This is a genomic window from Agromyces sp. Root1464 (assembly GCF_001427265.1).
Taxonomy (GTDB): domain Bacteria; phylum Actinomycetota; class Actinomycetes; order Actinomycetales; family Microbacteriaceae; genus Agromyces; species Agromyces fucosus.
Genome location: NZ_LMFU01000001.1, coordinates 1,198,600 through 1,215,540 on the forward strand (window position 1 = coordinate 1,198,600; position 16,941 = coordinate 1,215,540).

A 16,941-nucleotide genomic window follows, 5' to 3' on the forward strand; every position below is an offset into this window, starting at 1 on the left:
CTGGGCACTTCCACTGCCCATGCCGCGACAATCCCTATCGAAACCGTGCGAGAAATCGCGGGCTTCAGCGTGGGGAGGGTCAGCAGACAAGAGACCTTGGGAGGGGCATCCGCCCCTCGGTATTGGAGGAAACCAATGGCAGCAGTGTGCCAGGTGACTGGAGCCGTTCCCGGCTTCGGGCACAACATCTCGCACTCGCACCGCCGGACGAAGCGCCGCTTCGACCCGAACGTGCAGAAGAAGACCTATTTCGTGCCGTCGCTTCGTCGGAACATCACCATCAACGTGTCCGCCAAGGGCATCAAGGTGATCGACGCTCGTGGCATTGAAGCAGTGGTCAAGGACATGCAGGCACGTGGGGTGAAGCTCTAATGGCAAAGGCACAGGACATCCGGCCGATCATCAAGCTTCGGTCGACCGCCGGCACCGGGTACACCTACGTGACCCGCAAGAACCGCCGCAACAACCCCGACCGCCTCGTGCTCAAGAAGTACGACCCTGTAGTGCGCAAGCACGTCGACTTCCGAGAGGAGCGCTAAGACATGGCGAAGAAGAGCAAGATCGCACGCAACGACCAGCGCAAGGTCATCGTCGAGCGGTACGCCGCGAAGCGTCTCGAGCTGAAGAAGGCGCTCGTCGACCCGAACGGCACCGACGAGAGCCGCGAGGCTGCTCGCAAGGGCCTGCAGAAGCTTCCCCGCAACGCGTCGCCGGTTCGCCTGCGTTCGCGTGACGCGATCGACGGCCGCCCCCGCGGTGTCCTCACGAAGTTCGGCGTCTCGCGCGTCCGCTTCCGTGACATGGCGCACCGTGGCGAGCTGCCCGGCATCACCAAGTCGAGCTGGTAAGCACGTAGCTTCACCGAAAGGGGCGTCCCGCAAGGGGCGCCCCTTTCGTCGTCCCCGGGGGATCGACGGGGAGTCCTGCCCATGGCGGACACCGTCCTCCGTTTCGTAGCGTGAGCACCATGCCGTTCCCGGCTCTCACGGAAGGACGTCCGATGCCCTCGCTCACTCCAGACTCACCACCGGCCTCGCGCCGGCGGCGGCTCACCGGAATCCTCGGCGCGCTCGCCATGCTCGTCGGCCTCGCCGGGGTCGCGTCGCCCGCGTACGCCGCAGAGCCCGAGACCGGCTCCATCGCGGGAGTCGTGACGGGCGAGGCCGGCGCACCGCTCGAGGGTGTGCGCGTTCAGCTCTTCCGCTGCGACGAGGACTTCGACCCGCTGGAGCAGCGCGATTGCTGGACGCTGCTGTGGGGCGACGGCACGGAAGGCGCCACGGCGGCCGACGGCAGCTTCTCGATCGAGAACCTCACCCCCGGCACGTATCGGGCCTCGATCAACCCGCAGGTGCAGACTGCCCGGTACGTCTCCGAGTACTGGGACGACGCCGCCGACTTCGAGTCCGCGACCGACATCACCGTGACCGCCGGAGCGACGGTGACCATCGAGCCGACCCTCGAGGTCGGCGCGACCGTGTCGGGCCGGGTGGTCGACGAGGCCGGACAGCCGGTCTCCGGCGGGTACGTCTACGCCTACCTCTCGTCGGACATGACGGGGACCCGGGGCGGGGCATCCGTCGCCTCCGACGGCAGCTACGCGATCACGGGCCTGCCATCGGGGGAGTACGTCCTCAAGGCCGGGCCCGGCTGGGGGAGCGAGTCCGAGCTCGTCGACGAGTACTGGCAGGACGTCTACGACGAGGATGCCGCGGCTCGCGTCGACCTGGTGGCGGGCCAGTCGTTCGCGGCCGACTTCGAGCTGAACGCCGGCGCCGTCATCGAGGGCACCGTCTCCGCCGGGGGCGCACCGGTCGAAGGCGTCGAGGTCGCAGCTTCGTACGCCGGCTCCTCCGACGCCTACGTCGCGACCGTGAAGGCCGTCACGGCCGCCGACGGAACCTACCGCCTGGCGGGCCTCCAAGCGGGCGAGTACGTCGTCGGCTTCTCGGACTTCGACGGCGAGTGGGCGCACCAGTACTGGCAGGGCGCGGTCGATCGCGCATCGTCGACCCACCTCGAGCTGAGCCCCGGCGATGTCGTCGAGACCATCGACGCGAACCTCACTGCCGGCGGCACCCTCACCGGCACCCTCACCGAGCGCGCCGAGGCGGGCAGCGTGCCGTCGGCACAGGCCTACTTCGACGTGCTCCGCAAGAACTCGAGCGGCGCGTGGGAGACGGTCGCCTTCGAACGGGCGGACGCCGCCGGGGCGTACGAGGTGTCGGGCCTGGCGCCCGGCGAGTACACCGTGATGTCGTACGGCTCCTGGAGCGCGAACTGGGCGAAGACCTACTACGGCGGTGCCTTCTATCAGGACGAGGCGGCGGTGGCCCCGGTCACGGCGCAGGCGGTGACCCCCGACGTCGACGTCGAGGCGGCGCCGGGCGTGCAGATCTCCGGCAGCATCATCGACGAGCACGGCGGTCCGGCGACGGGGGCGAGCCTGCGCCTGCTGCACGAGCGTGCACCGGGTGTGTGGGCCCAGCCAGAGCAGATCAGCGGTGCCGGCGACGACATCTCGTTCCGCATGGGCGGACTGCCGCCTGGCAACTACGTCGTCGAGTTCGCCGACCGGAGCGATGCCGCAGTGCCCTATGCCACCCAGTACTGGGAGAACGCGGCGACCCGCGACGCGGCCACCGTGCTCGAGGCGCCGAACGGCGGCGCGTTCACGGGCATCAACGCCGTCATGACCCGCACGGCTCCCGAGCCCGAGCCGGCGCCGATCCCGACGGTGAACGGCGTCGCGCAGGTCGGCCAGGCGTTCACGGTCGACGCGGGGGACTGGGGCGACGGCGCCGTCCTCGCCTACCAGTGGCTCTCGGACGGTGAGCCGCTCCCTGACGCGACGGGCACCGAACTGGTGCCGGGAGACGCACTCGAGGGCGTCACGCTCGCGGTCACCGTCACCGGAACCCGCCCCGGAGCCGAGCCCATCGCGGCCACGTCCGAGGCGACGGCCGCCCTGATGCCGCGGTTCGCCGACCTCACGACCGGCGGTCACGCCGACAATGCGCGCTGGGCCGGGAGCCAGGGCATCATCGGCGGGATCCGCGGCGACGACGGCATCGTGCGGTTCGATCCGAAGGCTCCCGCGACGCGAGGCGTCACCGCGATCGCGCTGTACCGTCTCTTGGGCTCGCCCGAGTTCGAGGTGCCGGCAGTGCCGACGTTCGCCGACGTTCCGGCCGATCACGACGCGTTCACCGCGGTCGAGTACCTCGCGAGCGCCGGCATCACCGCCGTCAAGAGCAACTTCGGCCCCGGCGACGTGCTGACGCGCCAGCAGATCGCCGCGTTCCTGTATCGCGCGTCGGCGCCGTCCTTCACGGCGCCCGGCACCGCGACGTTCAGCGACGTCGCGGTCGGGTCGACGTACTTCAGGTCGATCGAGTGGCTCGCGGCCGAGCGCATCACCTCCGTCAGCGGCGCGTTCCGGCCCGCGGCGACCGTGTCGCGGGAAGAGCTCGCGACGTTCCTGAAGCGCTGGTCGGCGCTCGAGGACTGAGGCGTTCTTCGCGTCCGCTAGTGCGAATTCGCTCCCAGCGGACGCGACACGCCGAGGCGAAGGTGCTCGAAAGGGCCGGAAATCCGCGGGATTCCGCGGAACTCTGTTACATTCGAGGCGGCCTGATCGGCCACGGGGGCGGTTGAACGATCGTTCCCGAGAACTCACAACTGCTGTACCGAACAGCGAACGTCCGAGGAGGACATTCAATGGCTGACAAGTCGCTCAACAAGACCGAGCTCGTCGCGAAGGTCGCAGCGTCGACCGGACAGAGCCAGGCTACCGTCGACGCCGTTCTCGGCGGCCTCTTCGAGGCGCTCGCCGAGTCCGTCGGCTCGGGCACGAAGGTCTCCATCCCGGGCTGGCTCGCCGTCGAGCGCACGCACCGCGCTGCGCGCACCGGCCGCAACCCGCAGACGGGCGCCGAGATCCAGATTCCGGCCGGCTACTCGGTCAAGGTCTCGGCTGGTTCGAAGCTCAAGGCTGCTGCGAAGTAACTGCGACTTCCCGAAGGGGCGTACGGCGCGAGCCGTGCGCCCCTTCGCCGTTCCGGGCTGGTTCACGGGCTCTGCCGGTCGGGCGGGTTCCTGCGGTTCTCGAGCCCGCTCTGGGATGGTTCACGGAATCTGACGTCTAGGCTGGTTCGGTGCCCCGCTCCGTGCGAGTGCTCGGCCCCGCCGCACTCATCGTCGTCGCCCTCGCCGCGACGTTCGCCGGCCTCGCCTACGGCGGCGGAGCGGCCGAACAGCTGATCCAGGACCCGGGCCCCGTCGCCCGCTACGGCGTGCCCGTCGCGAAGCTCTTCGTGAACCTCGGCGCCGCCGGCATGATCGGGGCGCTCGTGCTCGCGGTCTGGGCGCTCAGCCCGAAGCGACGCGAGTTCGACCTGGCACTCGACGTGGCTGCGGCATCCGCTGCCGTGCTGACGGTCGCGAGCGGCGCGACCGGCCTCTTCACCTTCCTGCTCGTCACGGGCGTGCCGTTCGACCTGAGCGACGCGTTCGGGCAGAAGCTCGGCCAGTTCGTGACCACCATCCCGCTCGGCCAGGCGTGGCTCACGACGATGCTCGTGGCCGCCGCCGTCACCGTGCTGTGCTTCGCGGTGCGCAATCACACCGCCCTCGTCTTCGTGACCGTGCTCGCAGTCGCCTCGCTCGTGCCGCTCGCCCAGCAGGGCCATGCGGCGGGCGCCGCCGGCCATGCCGCGGCCGTCACCGGGCTCGGCCTGCACCTCGTCTTCGCCTCGGTGTGGCTCGGCGGGCTGCTCACGATCGTGCTGCTGAAGGGCGAGCTCGGCGAGAAGCGCCTGCCGGTCGTGCTCGCGCGCTACTCGACCGTCGCGCTCATCAGCTTCATCGTCGTGGCGCTCTCGGGATACGCGAGCGCCGCGCTCCGCATCGGCGACTGGGACCAGCTCCTCACTCCCTACGGCATGCTCGTGGTCGTCAAGGTCGTCGCCCTCATCGCGCTCGGCCTGTTCGGCGCCGCGCAGCGCCGGTTCCTGATCGGGCGGATGTCGCGTGGCGACCGTCCTCGGGGCTCCTTCTGGTGGCTCGTGGTGGCCGAGCTCGCCTTCATGGGGCTCGCGTCGGGCGCCGCCGCGGCACTGGCCCGCACGGCCACCCCGGTCTCCGAGGAGGAGGCGGGCTCGCTCGCGCGCACGCCGGCGGAGATCCTCACCGGCGAGCCGCTGCCGCCGTGGCCCGAGTGGACCCGCTTCTTCACCGAGTGGAACCCCGACCTCATCTGGCTGCTCGCATGCGGCTTCGGCATCTTCTTCTACATCGCGGGCGTGCGTCGCCTTCGCAAGCGCGGCGACCGCTGGCCGATCTACCGCACGGTGCTCTGGGTCTCGGGTCTCCTGCTGCTCGCCTACATCACCAACGGCGGCGTCAACGTCTACGAGCAGTACCTCTTCTCGGCGCACATGCTCGCGCACATGGTGCTCACGATGGCCGTGCCGGTGCTGCTCGTGCCCGGCGCACCGGTCACGCTCGCGGCCCGCGCCATCCGTGCCCGCAAGGACGGCAGTCGCGGTGGCCGCGAGTGGATCCTGCTCGCCGTGCACTCGCGGTTCGCCGGATTCATCGCGAACCCGATCGTCGCCGCCCTGCTCTTCGTCGGGTCGCTCTGGATCTTCTACTACTCGCCGCTCTTCCGCTGGACGATGCTCGACCACATCGGGCACGAGTGGATGATCGTGCACTTCCTCATCACGGGCTACCTGTTCGTGCAGTCCCTCATCGGCATCGACCCGGTGCCGTACCGCTTGCCGTACCCGTTCCGCCTGGTGCTGCTGCTCGGCACGATGGCGTTCCACGCGTTCTTCGGCCTCACGATCATGTCGAGCACCGGACTGCTCCTCGCCGACTGGTACGGCGCGATGGGGTGGGGCACCGACGCCCTCGTCGACCAGCAGCTCGGCGGCGGCATCGCGTGGTCGATCGGCGAGATCCCGACGGTGGCGCTCGCGATCACGGTCGCCGTGCAGTGGGCGCGCAGCGACGAGAAGGAGTCGAAGCGCCGCGACCGTCACGCCGACCGCACCGGCGATGCCGAGCTCGAGGCGTACAACGCGCAGCTCGCCGCCATCGCCGAGCACGACCGCCCGCGATAGCGGTTCTGCGGGTCGAGTTCGTGGAGGCGGGGGTCTCGGCAGGCTCGACCCGCAGCGCTACTTCAGCTGGATCGAGATGCTCTCGTCGGGCTGAATGGTCGCACCGAGCGCGACGGTGAACGGGCGGTCCTCTTCAAGCGTGAAGCGGTGCCCGTCGAAGAGCGACTGCACCTCGACCGAGATGTGCGCCACGCCCTCGGTGGGCGGCATGTCGAACGACGATTCCCCCGGGGTCAGGGTGACCTGGGGCGACGCGACGATCGTCCACTGCGGGTCGCCGGTGACGCGGTCGTCGATCTCGATGCCGAACGGGCACTCGGCCGGTTGCAGCACGGGCTGCGCGGCGCACTCGCCCAGGAACTCGTCGAGGGTGACCTGCACGCGGTCGACGAACGCGGCGGTCGGCTGCGCGTCGACGGTCACGGCGGGCCGCTCCGAGGCATCGGCCTGCACCGCGACCGGCACGGCCTCGAGCAGCTCCGAGCTGTACGAGAACTCGTAGACGGCCGGGGCGATCGCGATGTACGGCGCGACCTGGGTGAAGGCCGCGAGCTCTTCGCCCGACTTCAGCGCTCGCGTGTCGAGGGTGAGGGAGCCGACGGTGAACGTCGGGTTGTGCGCGGCCGTGACGTCGATCACGGCGAGCGGACTCACCGCGAACTCCCAGCGGTTCAGCACGCCGTAGAGCGGCTCGATGGGGCGGACATCGAACGATGACTGCACGATCGCGTCGGCGAGCCGGTAGCTCGCGGTCACGGTGTGCGTGCCGTCGGGGTGGGCGACGTCGCCCATGATGCTCACGTCTTCGGGTCCCGACTCGATGACACCGGTGCGCAGCATCGCGGTCGAGACGTCGGGGGCCAGGCCGAGCTCCGCGAGCTCGGCCTCGTCGAGGGCGACGCCGGGGGTCGTGGATGCCTCGGCGATGTCGTCGTTGGCGATGGCGGTGAGGTAGCGCTCGATGAAGCTCGACGAGCCGTAGATCGTCTGGTTCAGCGCGCCGAGCGCGGCGATGAAGGCGCCGGCGAGGAGCACCGCGAGCCCGAGCCACCCGGCGACGGACAACGGCGAAACTCGACTGCCGCGCACTCCGGAGCTCCCCACCCGCAACACTGTACCGGGACCGGGCCGCGGAACCGGCCCCGAGCTGTGAACGCAGGGCCCCGGCACGCCTCGGCGCCCGCGCGAGCCGGTTACAGTGGGATCGCCGCGACCTCCGCCCCGCGGCATCCGCTCGCCGAGTCGAAAGCGCCCCAGTGCAGAACGTCACCCTCAGCCGCGAACAGGCCGCGGTGTTCCAGGCCATCGAGGGCACGCGCGAGCACGTGTTCGTCACGGGTCGCGCCGGCACCGGCAAGTCGACGCTGCTGAACCACCTGAACTGGAACACGCAGAAGCAGATCGTGATCTGCGCGCCGACGGGCGTGGCCGCACTGAACGTCGGCGGCCAGACGATCCACTCGCTGTTCCGGCTGCCGATCGGCGTCATCGCCGACCACGACATCGAGCAGAACGACACCGTCCGCAAGATCCTGAACGCGATGGACACCCTCGTCATCGACGAGGTCTCGATGGTCAACGCCGACCTGCTCGACGCGATGGACCGATCGCTCCGCCAGGCGAGGCAGCGCCCGCTCGAGCCGTTCGGGGGTGCGCAGGTCGTGTTGTTCGGCGACCCGTACCAACTCGCACCGGTGCCGGGCGACGCCGACGAGCGCGCCTACTTCGCCGACACCTACGACTCGATGTGGTTCTTCGACGCCAAGGTGTGGCGCGAGACCGACCTGCGCATCTTCGAGCTCGGCGAGATCCACCGCCAGCACGACGACGAGTTCAAGCACATGTTGAACGCGGTGCGGCACGGCATGGTGACCGCCGAGATCGCGGGCGTGCTCAACAGCGTCGGGGCGCGGCGACCGCTGCCCGAGCAGGGTGCGATCACCCTCGCGACGCGCAACGACACCGTCAATCGCATCAACCGCACGCAGCTGCACCGCCTTCCGGGGCAGTCGCAGGGCAACGAGGCCGAGGTGAACGGCGACTTCGGCGGCCGGGCGTTCCCCGCTGACGAGAACCTCGAGCTGAAGCTCGGCGCTCAGGTGATGTTCCTCCGCAACGACACCGCGATCGGCCCCGAGGGCCAGCGCTGGGTGAACGGCACGATCGGCACGGTGACCTCGCTCGACCGCGTCGTGCGCGTCGACGTGGGCGGTGAGGAGCACGAGGTCGAGCAGGTCACGTGGGAGAAGTACAAGTACACGTGGGACCCGATCCGCAAGAAGCTCGAGAAGCAGATCGTCGCCGAGTTCACGCAGTTCCCGCTGAAACTGGCGTGGGCGGTTACGATCCACAAGTCGCAGGGTGCGAGCTACGACACGGCGATCGTCGACCTCGGGCAGCGCGTCTTCAGCCCCGGGCAGACCTATGTCGCCCTGAGCCGGCTCACCTCCCTCGACGGGCTCTACCTCGAGCGACCGCTGCGGCCGAGCGACATCATCGTCGACCGCAACGTGGAGCGCTTCATGTCGGGGGCCGATCGCGAGATCACGGCGCTGCGACCCTGAGCCGAGGCCGCGCCGTGGCGGCGCGCCGATCGCTGGCCGCCGTCACGACCCGCCGCGGAGTACCACGACCCGCCCCGAAAGCGCGAGGGGACGGGCTTCGCCCCCTCGCCGGGTTACAATTTCACCGGACACACGGCTGAGGGGAGCTAGGTGGCTGGCCAGATCAAGGTCGCACGGAGGCGGGCCGTCATCGCCGTCTTCCTCGTCGGCGTGCTCGGACTCTCCGGGTGCACCGGCGGTTCAGTGGACCCGATGGCCGAACTCGATCCCGTCGGGTCCGCATTCGGCGACGACCTCGCCGGGCAGTTGCAGGCCGTGCTCGATGAGGCCGTGGCGCTCAGCGGATCGAGCGGCGGCGTCGCCGGAGCCTGGTCGCCGTGGTCGGGGGAGTGGACCGGCGCCTCGGGCACCGTCGACTTCGCCGAGAACTCCGAACCCGTCACCACCGACACCGAGTTCCGCCTCGGCACGCTCACGAGCGAGGTGACGTGCACGGTGCTGCTGCGCCTCGTCGACGAGGGTCGAGTGGCGCTCGACGACCACGTCGACGACTACGTCGACTGGGTGCCGGGCCTCGACGGCATCACGCTCGGCCAGCTCTGCGCGCACACCTCGGGCGTCGCCGACTACTACCCGGGGCTGAAGAGCCACTTCGTGGCGAACCCCGAGCGCATCTGGCCGCCCAACGAACTGCTCTCGAGCGGCCTCGCGCTGCCGCGCACCGGTGCTCCGGGCGAGCAGTGGACGCTCTCGCGCACCGGGGTGCTGCTGCTCTCGATGGCGCTCGAGCGACGCACCGGCCGCGCTTGGAACGATCTCGCCGAGCAGTACGTCCTCGATCCGCTGGGGCTCGAGGACACGAAGCTCCCCGCGCCGAACGACACCGAGCTCGAGGACGGCCTCGGCGCATACTCGGCCGCGCTCGCCGCCGACGGAACCGCCGACTGCGCCGTCATCCGCGACGACAGCCGCCAGTCGAGTTCGATGGGCGGTGCCGCGGCGGGAGCCGTCTCGAGCCTCGACGACGCCCGTCGGCTCAGCGCCGCGTTCGCGACCGGCGCCCTGCTCGACGAGGGCACGGCGCGAAAGCAGTGGACTCCGATCCCGCTCGGCGGCGATACGCCGGCCTGGCAGAGCTGGGGACTCGGAGGCGCCGAGTTCGGCCCGATGCGCGGCCTCGCCGGGGAGTCGACCGGTGCACTGACGGCCGCGTTCACGGATCCCGAGAGCGGGCTCACGGTGGTCATCGCTCTCAACAACTCGACCTCAGGCGGGGACTTCGCGAGGGAAGCGGCATTCGCCCTCGCCTCGCTCGCGTCGAAGGCCGCTCCCGCTCCAGAGCACGAGAAGCCGCTCGTCGAGCTGCCGTGGTCGTTCGAACAGGCGACGACCAAGATGCGCGAGCTGGCGAAGTGCCCGAAGCCCGATGCCGCTGCCGAGCCGGCACCGGAGGCGGCGCCCGCGGGCTGAAGTGTCAGGCCGTTCACCCGCGAGGAGGTGAGGATTCATCGCGGCGGCGCTAGGCTGACCGCATCCGCGCTCCGATGCCGGACGCGCTCCGATGCAGGACGAAGGAGCTGAGCCCATGTGCCGCTGGCTTGCCTACGCGGGAGAACCGCTCCAACCATCGCTCGTGATCCTCGACGCGCAGCATTCGCTCGTCGCCCAGGCGCTCGATTCGCCGCTCGGCGCTGAGACCGTGAACGGCGACGGCTTCGGGTTCGGCTGGTATCCCGTCGGCTCGACGGAGGGGAGCATCCCGTCCATCTACCACAGCGTCGAACCTGCGTGGAACGACGAGAACCTGCGCGAGATCACCGACGCGGTCGAGAGCCCGCTGTTCTTCAGCCACGTCCGTGCGGCCGCCGGGCCGCCGATCCAGCGCACCAACTGCCATCCGTACCGGTACCTGAACTGGCTCTTCATGCACAACGGGGTGATCCACGGCTTCCACGAGATGAAGCGCGACCTCACCTTCGCGGTCGACCCCGAGCTCTACCCGCACATCCTGGGCACGACGGACTCCGAGGTGCTGTTCCACCTCGCGCTCACCTTCGGCCTGCAAGGCGATCCGGTCGGCGGCATGACGAGGGCCGTGCAGTTCGTCGAGGAGACCGGCCGCAAGCACGGCATCGACTACCCGATGCAGGGCACGATCGCTCTCGCCGACGGCGCGACCATCTGGGCCTTCCGGTACTCCTCGGAGGGCAAGTCGCGCACGCTGTTCCACTCCGTCGACATCCCCACGCTGCACGAGATGTACCCGGATGTCCCGCGGCTGAAGCTCTTCGGCCAGCGGGCGCGCGTCGTGGTCTCCGAACCGCTCAACAACCTGCCCGGCGCCTTCCTCGAGGTGCCCGAGTCGTCGGTCGCGATCCTCGGTTCCGAGGGCTACAGCTACGAGCCGTTCATGTCGAGCGCCGTGCGTGCCTGATCGCCGTGCCGGCCTGATCTCGCCGTGCCGGCCTGAGGCGCCGCCGGGGCATCCGGTGCCATACTGACCTCGACTCCACATCGCGCGTCGGAAACGGGGATCAGATGAAGAAGTGGTCCGTCGTCGCGATCCTCGGGGCCGCGCAATTCGTCATGGTGCTCGACGGCACCGTCATGAACGTGTCGATCTCGACCGTCGTCGTCGACCTCGACACCACGGTCACGGCGATGCAGGCCGCCATCACGTTCTACACGCTCACGATGGCGGCGCTCATGCTGCTCGGCGCGAAGCTCGGCGATGTGTGGGGGCGGCGCCGGGCGTTCGTCATCGGCTCGTGCATCTACGCGCTCGGCTCGCTCATGACCGCGCTCAGCCCGAACGTGCAGGTGCTCTTCCTCGGCTGGTCGGTCATCGAGGGCGTCGGCGCCGTGCTCGTCATCCCGGCGGTCGCCGCACTCATCGCCGACAACTACGAGGGCGCCGACCGCATCACCGCGTTCGCGGTCATCGGCGCCGTCTCGGGTGCTGCGGTCGCGGCCGGCCCGCTGATCGGCGGGTTCCTCACGACGTACGCCAGCTGGCGCTACGTCTTCGTCGGCGAAGTGGTCATCATGATCGTCGTCGTGCTCTTCACGAGGGTCATCGCCGATCGCACGGCTCGGCAGGCCGCGCACATCGACGTCTGGAGCGTGCTGCTCTCGGCCGTCGGGCTCATCTTCGTGGTGCTCGGCATGCTGCAGAGCAAGACGTGGGGCTGGATCACGCCGCTGAACTCGCCCGAGATCGGCGGCGTCGAGATCGCCCCGCTCGGCATCTCGCTCTGCGCGTGGCTGATCGTCGCCGGCGCGGGGCTGCTCGCGCTCTTCGTGCGTCGCCAGCGCCACCTCTCAGCAACCGGGCGCCAGCCGCTCGTCGACGTCGAACTCTTCAGGATCGCGCGGCTCCGCAGCGGCCTCTCGGTGCTCGGCGCGCAGTACGCGATCACGGCCGGCCTTTTCTTCATGGTGCCGGTCTACCTGCAGATGACCCTCGGCCTCGATGCGCTCGAGACGGGCCTGAAGATCTTCCCGCTGTCGATCTCGCTCATCCTCTTCTCGATCGTCGGCACACGCCTCTCGCGGCTCTGGTCGCCGCGGCGCATCGTGCGCATCGGCCAGATCGCCCTCGTGCTGAGCTCGATCCTGCTGCTCGCCTCGGTCGACCTCGAACTGCAGAGCTTCGCCTTCGGCTTCGGCATGTTCGTCGCGGGCGCAGCCCTCGGCCTTCTCGCCTCGCAGCTCGGCAACGTCAACATGTCGAGCGTCTCCGAGTCGCAGACGAGCGAGGTCGGGGGCCTCCAGGGCGTGTTCCAGAACCTCGGCTCCTCGCTCGGCACCGCGCTCATCGGCTCGGTGCTGATCGGCGCGCTCGCCTCGAGCTTCGCGCTCGGCGTCGCGTCGAGCGAACTCTCGCCCGAGACGAAGGCGCTCGTCAGCGAGCAGACCGAAGCCGGCGTCGCGATCCTCCCCGCAGCCGACGTCGCCGACATCGCGAAGGAGGCCGGCCTCGACGAGTCCGAGAGCGCCGAACTCACCCGCATCTACACCGACTCCCAGATCTCGTCGCTGCACACCGCGTTCTTCGCGCTCATCGTGATCGCGTTCTTCGCCCTCTTCTTCTCGCGCGGGATCCCGACCGAGGTCATGGGCCGAAAGCGCGAGAAAGCGGATGTCCCGCCGGTGACGTGAGCCGGGCGGGGAGACGAGGAACGGGGGAGCACCATGACGACGCACCACGGGGCATCCGAAGCGGGCCGATCGCGCGATGGGGCCGTCGCGCCGCCCGACCCGCTCCCCGATCCCACCGACTTCGCGGCCAGGGCCGAGTGGGGGCGGGCGGCGCGCCGGCGCTCGCCGCGCACCGAGCATGCCGATTGGGCGCCCGCGGCCGACCGGCCCGACCCGGTGGCACTGCTCGAGGAGCAGGCCGAGACCCGCGTGCCCGAGCTGATCCCGATCCGCCACGCGCGCATGATGGTCTCGCCGTTCACGTTCTACCGGGGTGCGGCGCTCATCATGGCGGCCGACCTCGCGCACACGGCCGACTCGGGCATCACCGTGCAGGTCTGCGGTGACGCGCACCTCTCGAACTTCGGCGTCTTCGGCACGCCCGAGCGCAAGCTGGCTTTCGACATCAACGACTTCGACGAGACGCTGCCGGGCCCGTGGGAGTGGGACCTCAAGCGGCTCGCAGCGAGCTTCGAGATCGCCGGCCGGTCGCGTGGCTTCACCGACGCCGAGCGCCGCGACACCACCGTCGCGGCGGTCCGCGGCTATCGCGAGCGGATGCATCGGGCCGCCGAGTCCCGGGTGCTCGACGCCTGGTACGACCGACTCGACGCCGACACGCTCGCCGAATGGGTGCGCGCGGAGCGCGAAGCGGGCCACGCCGAGAAGGAGCAGGTGAAGCGCACCGATTCGATCATCGCGAAGGCGAAGACCCGCGACAGCATGAAGGCCTTCTCGAAGCTCGTGCGGGTCATCGACGGGAAACTGCGCATCGCCGCGGACCCGCCCCTCATCGTGCCGGTCGAGGACCTCGCGCCCGTCGGCCGCACGCATGCCGATGACGAGGAGGCCATGCGCGAGCTGCTGCGCGACTACCGCACGACGCTGCCGCTCGCGAGGCATCCGCTCGATGAGTTCTCCTACCTGCACATGGCGCGCAAGGTCGTCGGCGTCGGCAGCGTCGGCACCCGCGCGTGGATCGTGCTGCTGCGCGGCCGCGACGACGAGGACCCGCTGCTGCTCCAGGCGAAGGAGGCGCAGGCGTCGGTGCTCGAGCGCTTCCTCGGGCCGAGCGAATTCGACCATCACGGCGAACGCGTCGTGCGCGGGCAACGGGTGATGCAGGCCGCGAGCGACCTGTTCCTCGGCTGGCAGCGCGTGCGTGCCGACGAAGGCACGGAGCGCGACTTCTACCTGCGTCAGCTGCACGACTGGAAGGGCGCCTTCGACATCGAGAGCAGCGTGCCGTCGGGTGCGAAGCTCTACGCCAAGGTCTGCGGCGAGACGCTCGCCCGGGCCCACGCCCGCTCGGGCGACCGCGTCGCGATCGCCGGCTACCTCGGCGACAGCGACCGCTTCGACCAGGCGATCGCCGACTTCGCGGTGGCGTACGCCGACCAGAACGAGCGCGACCACCGCGCGTTCGTCGCGGCGGTGCAGTCGGGGCGGCTCGAGGCGTCGGAGGGGTGAGGCCGCACGCACGGGGGTTTCCCCCCGTGCGAACCGGGGGAGCACCCCGTGCCGGTCCGGCGCGCCGGTCGCCATGCTGAGCCGCATGAGCACCGGAACCAGGACCCCAGCCGCATCGGCCCCCGACGCACCGCACGTGCGGGGAGAGGGGATGCCGCCGCCTCGCGCGCCTCGATCGTTCGCCGCGCGCGCGGGATGGACGTGGGTGCTCCTCTCCTCACTGGCGATCACGGTCTACGCCGTCACGCCCTACCTCACCGCATCGCTCGCCGCCCTCTCGGAAGGCGGCGTCGGCCTCGCCTCGAACTACGACGGGCGACCCGGGTTCGTGCAGCTCGCGTTCTACGTGCACATCGTCGCGGGCGCCATCGCCCTCATCGCCGGGCCGTTCCAGTTCTGGCGCGGGCTTCGCACGAGGCATCCGCGGGTACATCGCTGGACCGGCAGGACCTACCTCGGTGCCGTGCTGATCGCGGGCGTCGCCGGCCTCGTGATGGCGCCGTTCAACTCGGCCGGCCTCGTGGGGTTCTTCGGGTTCGGCGCGCTCGCCGTGCTGTGGATCGTCACCGGCGTGCGCGCCTACCGCGCCATCCGGGCGGGGGATGTCCCGAGCCACCGGGCCTGGATGATGCGCAACTTCGCCCTGACCTACGCGGCGGTGACGTTGCGGCTCTGGATCGGCGTGCTGCTCGGCGTGCAGGCGCTGCCCGGCGACTTCGACTTCGAAGCGGCGTTCGACAACGCGTACGCGGCGGTGCCGTTCCTCTGCTGGATCCCGAATCTCATCGTGGCCGAGTGGCTGATCCGCCGTCGGGGACTCCCGTCCTACGCGCTGCCGGCGTGAGCCCGCGTGGCCTCTGTCCTCCGGGGTGGGGGCTGCGCTAGGTTGACGGCAGAAGGACGACCGGCGCCGTCACGGTGCCGATTCTGCACGCCGGTGATCCCGGCTCGGGCGAAAGGCGATCACCATGTACTTCCTCAACAGCGTCTGGGACTGGTTCTGGTTCTGCTTCTGGATCTTCGCCTACGTCGCGTACCTGTTCGCCCTCATCTACATCCTCATCGACATCTTCCGCGATCACTCGCTCAACGGATGGCTCAAGGCCGTGTGGGTGCTCTTCCTCGTCTTCGTGCCGTTCGTCACGGCGCTGGTCTACCTGATCGCGCGCGGCAAGGGCATGGCGGAGCGCTCGGCGCGCAAGCAGGTCGAGTACCAGGAGTACTCCGAGGAGGAGATCCGCGCGACATCGTTCGCGAACCCGGCGTCGGAGATCGAGAAGGCGCAGTCGCTGCGCGAACAGGGACTCATCACCGACGGCGAGTTCGAGGCGCTGAAGAACAAGGCGCTCGGCGGCAAGTACTGACCGCTCCGAACTGCTGACGCGGGCGGGCGCGCGCGGTGCGCGCTCGCCGCGTCAGTCGAGGGGTTCGATCAGCGTCGGGTCGCCCGGGTCGACGGCACGCGAGTTGTTGACCCGACGGTCCACCTCGTAGTTCGAGATAGACGAGGCGACGCGTTCGGATTCGGCCGTCATGAGCTCGATCATCTCGGCCTTGCCGGCGTCGTCGAGCTTCACGGGTGCGAGGTAGTCGTCCCAGGCGTCGCGGTCGAGGAAGACGGGCATGCGGTCGTGCACCTCGCCCGAGGCATCCCGAGCCTCGCGCGTGATGATCGACGTCGAGACCTCCCACTCGTCGCCCACCTTGCGCGCCGTGTAGATGCCGGCCGCCGCGAGGAGCGGCTGCTCGCCGTGCAGGAACCAGGCCTGCTTGCTGCCGGGCTCGCCGGTCCACTCGTAGTAGCCGCGCATCGGCACGAGGCAGCGGGATGACGCGAAGGCGCCCTTCCACAACCCGTTGGTGGCGACGGTCTCGATGCGCGTGTTGAACTGCGGGCGCTTCGACTCCTTCATGAACGACGGGCGGAAGTTCCAGACCGCGGGATCGACCGAACGCCGCACCTCGCCGGTCTCGCTGTTCTTGCGCTCCCGCACGATCGGCACGACCTCGGTCGGGGCGATGGAGAACTGGGGCCGCCAGTCGCGGTAGTCGCCGCCCTCGGCGACGAACTCCTGGATGAGCTCGTCGATCTTGGCGTCGTTCGCGAATCGTCCGCACATACTGCCAGTCTGCACCCCGCCCCCGACACGTGGCCAGAGCGGCCGTCGAGCCGAGTTCGAAGGGGATGGGGCCGCCGGGCCGGTGAAGGGGTCTCACCGGCCCGGCCATCGGTGACCTACGCGGGTAGGGTCGCGGTTCCACCGATGGCGCACGCATTGAGCGAGCGCGTCACTCAGGGGCGAAGAACGGTTGGCCCCCTCCTGCTCCTCGTCCGACCATCACGAGCGGTAGTGAGGAGGCTGCGAACCCGAATCGCAGTCGCCGCCGTTCGTGCTGGTGGGTCGAGATTACCACCCGAACGGCCCCCATTGGGGGGTCGGCGCGCCAGAGCGTTCGGTGCGCGACGCACCCGAATTCGCGATGTGGAGCGGATGACGGGAATCGAACCCGCGCTATCAGCTTGGGAAGCTGAAGTTCTACCATTGAACTACATCCGCACGCGGCATCCGCAGACACCG

Annotated in this window: 15 protein-coding genes and 1 tRNA gene; 13 read left to right on the forward strand and 3 right to left on the reverse strand. The window is 69.7% G+C overall.

Annotated elements, in window-relative coordinates:
• Positions 1-135: 135 nt before the first annotated feature.
• From rpmB to ASD23_RS05505, 6 genes are all read left to right on the forward strand, one after another.
• Positions 136-372 carry a 50S ribosomal protein L28 gene (gene rpmB, locus ASD23_RS05480; protein WP_056007296.1) on the forward strand — a complete coding sequence of 79 codons (237 nt, stop codon included), beginning with the start codon at positions 136-138 and terminating at the stop codon, positions 370-372.
• Positions 372-539 (forward strand): 50S ribosomal protein L33, encoded by a 168-nt coding sequence (rpmG, locus tag ASD23_RS05485; RefSeq protein WP_022892462.1) that lies wholly within the window; start codon positions 372-374, stop codon positions 537-539. Before rpmB ends, rpmG begins: the two co-directional genes overlap by 1 nt.
• Positions 540-542: 3 nt before the next feature.
• On the forward strand, positions 543-848 hold the full coding sequence (rpsN, locus tag ASD23_RS05490; protein WP_056007299.1) for a 30S ribosomal protein S14: 306 nt from the start codon (positions 543-545) through the stop codon (positions 846-848).
• A gap of 152 nt (positions 849-1,000) precedes the next feature.
• Positions 1,001-3,511 carry a carboxypeptidase regulatory-like domain-containing protein gene (locus tag ASD23_RS05495; RefSeq protein WP_056007302.1) on the forward strand — a complete coding sequence of 837 codons (2,511 nt, stop codon included), beginning with the start codon at positions 1,001-1,003 and terminating at the stop codon, positions 3,509-3,511.
• 209 nt (positions 3,512-3,720) lie between these two features.
• Entirely contained in the window at positions 3,721-4,008 is a 288-nt protein-coding gene (locus ASD23_RS05500; protein WP_056007305.1) for an HU family DNA-binding protein, read from the forward strand.
• A gap of 149 nt (positions 4,009-4,157) precedes the next feature.
• Entirely contained in the window at positions 4,158-6,128 is a 1,971-nt protein-coding gene (locus ASD23_RS05505; protein WP_200941680.1) for a cytochrome c oxidase assembly protein, read from the forward strand.
• A 57-nt stretch (positions 6,129-6,185) separates the two neighbouring features.
• On the opposite strand, the gene ASD23_RS05510 is transcribed toward ASD23_RS05505, so the two are convergent.
• Complete coding sequence (locus ASD23_RS05510; protein ID WP_147305657.1) at positions 6,186-7,232, reverse strand: hypothetical protein; 1,047 nt, start codon at positions 7,230-7,232, stop codon at positions 6,186-6,188.
• A 152-nt stretch (positions 7,233-7,384) separates the two neighbouring features.
• On the opposite strand from ASD23_RS05510, the gene ASD23_RS05515 reads away from it, so the two are divergent.
• From ASD23_RS05515 to ASD23_RS05545, 7 genes are all read left to right on the forward strand, one after another.
• A complete protein-coding gene (locus ASD23_RS05515) occupies positions 7,385-8,692 on the forward strand; it encodes an ATP-dependent DNA helicase (RefSeq protein ID WP_056007311.1) in 1,308 nt (435 codons plus the stop codon).
• 150 nt (positions 8,693-8,842) lie between these two features.
• Positions 8,843-10,162, forward strand: coding sequence for a serine hydrolase domain-containing protein (locus ASD23_RS05520; RefSeq protein ID WP_056007314.1), 1,320 nt, complete (start codon positions 8,843-8,845; stop codon positions 10,160-10,162).
• Positions 10,163-10,277: 115 nt separating this feature from the next.
• On the forward strand, positions 10,278-11,126 hold the full coding sequence (locus tag ASD23_RS05525) for a class II glutamine amidotransferase (protein WP_056007317.1): 849 nt from the start codon (positions 10,278-10,280) through the stop codon (positions 11,124-11,126).
• Between the two features lie 104 nt (positions 11,127-11,230).
• Positions 11,231-12,853 carry an MFS transporter gene (locus ASD23_RS05530; protein WP_056007320.1) on the forward strand — a complete coding sequence of 541 codons (1,623 nt, stop codon included), beginning with the start codon at positions 11,231-11,233 and terminating at the stop codon, positions 12,851-12,853.
• Positions 12,854-12,886: 33 nt separating this feature from the next.
• Entirely contained in the window at positions 12,887-14,362 is a 1,476-nt protein-coding gene (locus ASD23_RS05535) for a DUF2252 domain-containing protein (protein ID WP_056007323.1), read from the forward strand.
• 85 nt (positions 14,363-14,447) lie between these two features.
• Complete coding sequence (locus ASD23_RS05540; protein ID WP_082571254.1) at positions 14,448-15,206, forward strand: DUF2306 domain-containing protein; 759 nt, start codon at positions 14,448-14,450, stop codon at positions 15,204-15,206.
• Positions 15,207-15,330: 124 nt separating this feature from the next.
• Positions 15,331-15,726, forward strand: coding sequence for an SHOCT domain-containing protein (locus ASD23_RS05545; RefSeq protein ID WP_056007328.1), 396 nt, complete (start codon positions 15,331-15,333; stop codon positions 15,724-15,726).
• Between the two features lie 51 nt (positions 15,727-15,777).
• On the opposite strand, the gene ASD23_RS05550 is transcribed toward ASD23_RS05545, so the two are convergent.
• Together ASD23_RS05550 and ASD23_RS05555 are read right to left on the reverse strand one after the other, a co-directional pair.
• Positions 15,778-16,482: an SOS response-associated peptidase gene (locus ASD23_RS05550; protein WP_082571210.1), complete on the reverse strand. Its 705-nt coding sequence runs from the start codon at positions 16,480-16,482 to the stop codon at positions 15,778-15,780.
• Between the two features lie 364 nt (positions 16,483-16,846).
• Positions 16,847-16,920, reverse strand: a tRNA-Gly gene (locus tag ASD23_RS05555).
• Positions 16,921-16,941 lie beyond the last annotated feature (21 nt).

What these genes read in the sequence shown, in the direction of transcription:
- rpmB (WP_056007296.1), top strand. Translation starts at nt 136, where the DNA reads ATGGCAGCAGTGTGCCAGGTGACTGGAGCCGTTCCCGGCTTCGGGCAC.
- rpmG (WP_022892462.1), top strand. Translation starts at nt 372, where the DNA reads ATGGCAAAGGCACAGGACATCCGGCCGATCATCAAGCTTCGGTCGACC.
- rpsN (WP_056007299.1), top strand. Translation starts at nt 543, where the DNA reads ATGGCGAAGAAGAGCAAGATCGCACGCAACGACCAGCGCAAGGTCATC.
- ASD23_RS05495 (WP_056007302.1), top strand. Translation starts at nt 1,001, where the DNA reads ATGCCCTCGCTCACTCCAGACTCACCACCGGCCTCGCGCCGGCGGCGG.
- ASD23_RS05500 (WP_056007305.1), top strand. Translation starts at nt 3,721, where the DNA reads ATGGCTGACAAGTCGCTCAACAAGACCGAGCTCGTCGCGAAGGTCGCA.
- ASD23_RS05525 (WP_056007317.1), top strand. Translation starts at nt 10,278, where the DNA reads ATGTGCCGCTGGCTTGCCTACGCGGGAGAACCGCTCCAACCATCGCTC.
- ASD23_RS05530 (WP_056007320.1), top strand. Translation starts at nt 11,231, where the DNA reads ATGAAGAAGTGGTCCGTCGTCGCGATCCTCGGGGCCGCGCAATTCGTC.
- ASD23_RS05535 (WP_056007323.1), top strand. Translation starts at nt 12,887, where the DNA reads ATGACGACGCACCACGGGGCATCCGAAGCGGGCCGATCGCGCGATGGG.
- ASD23_RS05540 (WP_082571254.1), top strand. Translation starts at nt 14,448, where the DNA reads ATGAGCACCGGAACCAGGACCCCAGCCGCATCGGCCCCCGACGCACCG.
- ASD23_RS05545 (WP_056007328.1), top strand. Translation starts at nt 15,331, where the DNA reads ATGTACTTCCTCAACAGCGTCTGGGACTGGTTCTGGTTCTGCTTCTGG.
- ASD23_RS05550 (WP_082571210.1), bottom strand. Translation starts at nt 16,482, where the DNA reads ATGTGCGGACGATTCGCGAACGACGCCAAGATCGACGAGCTCATCCAG.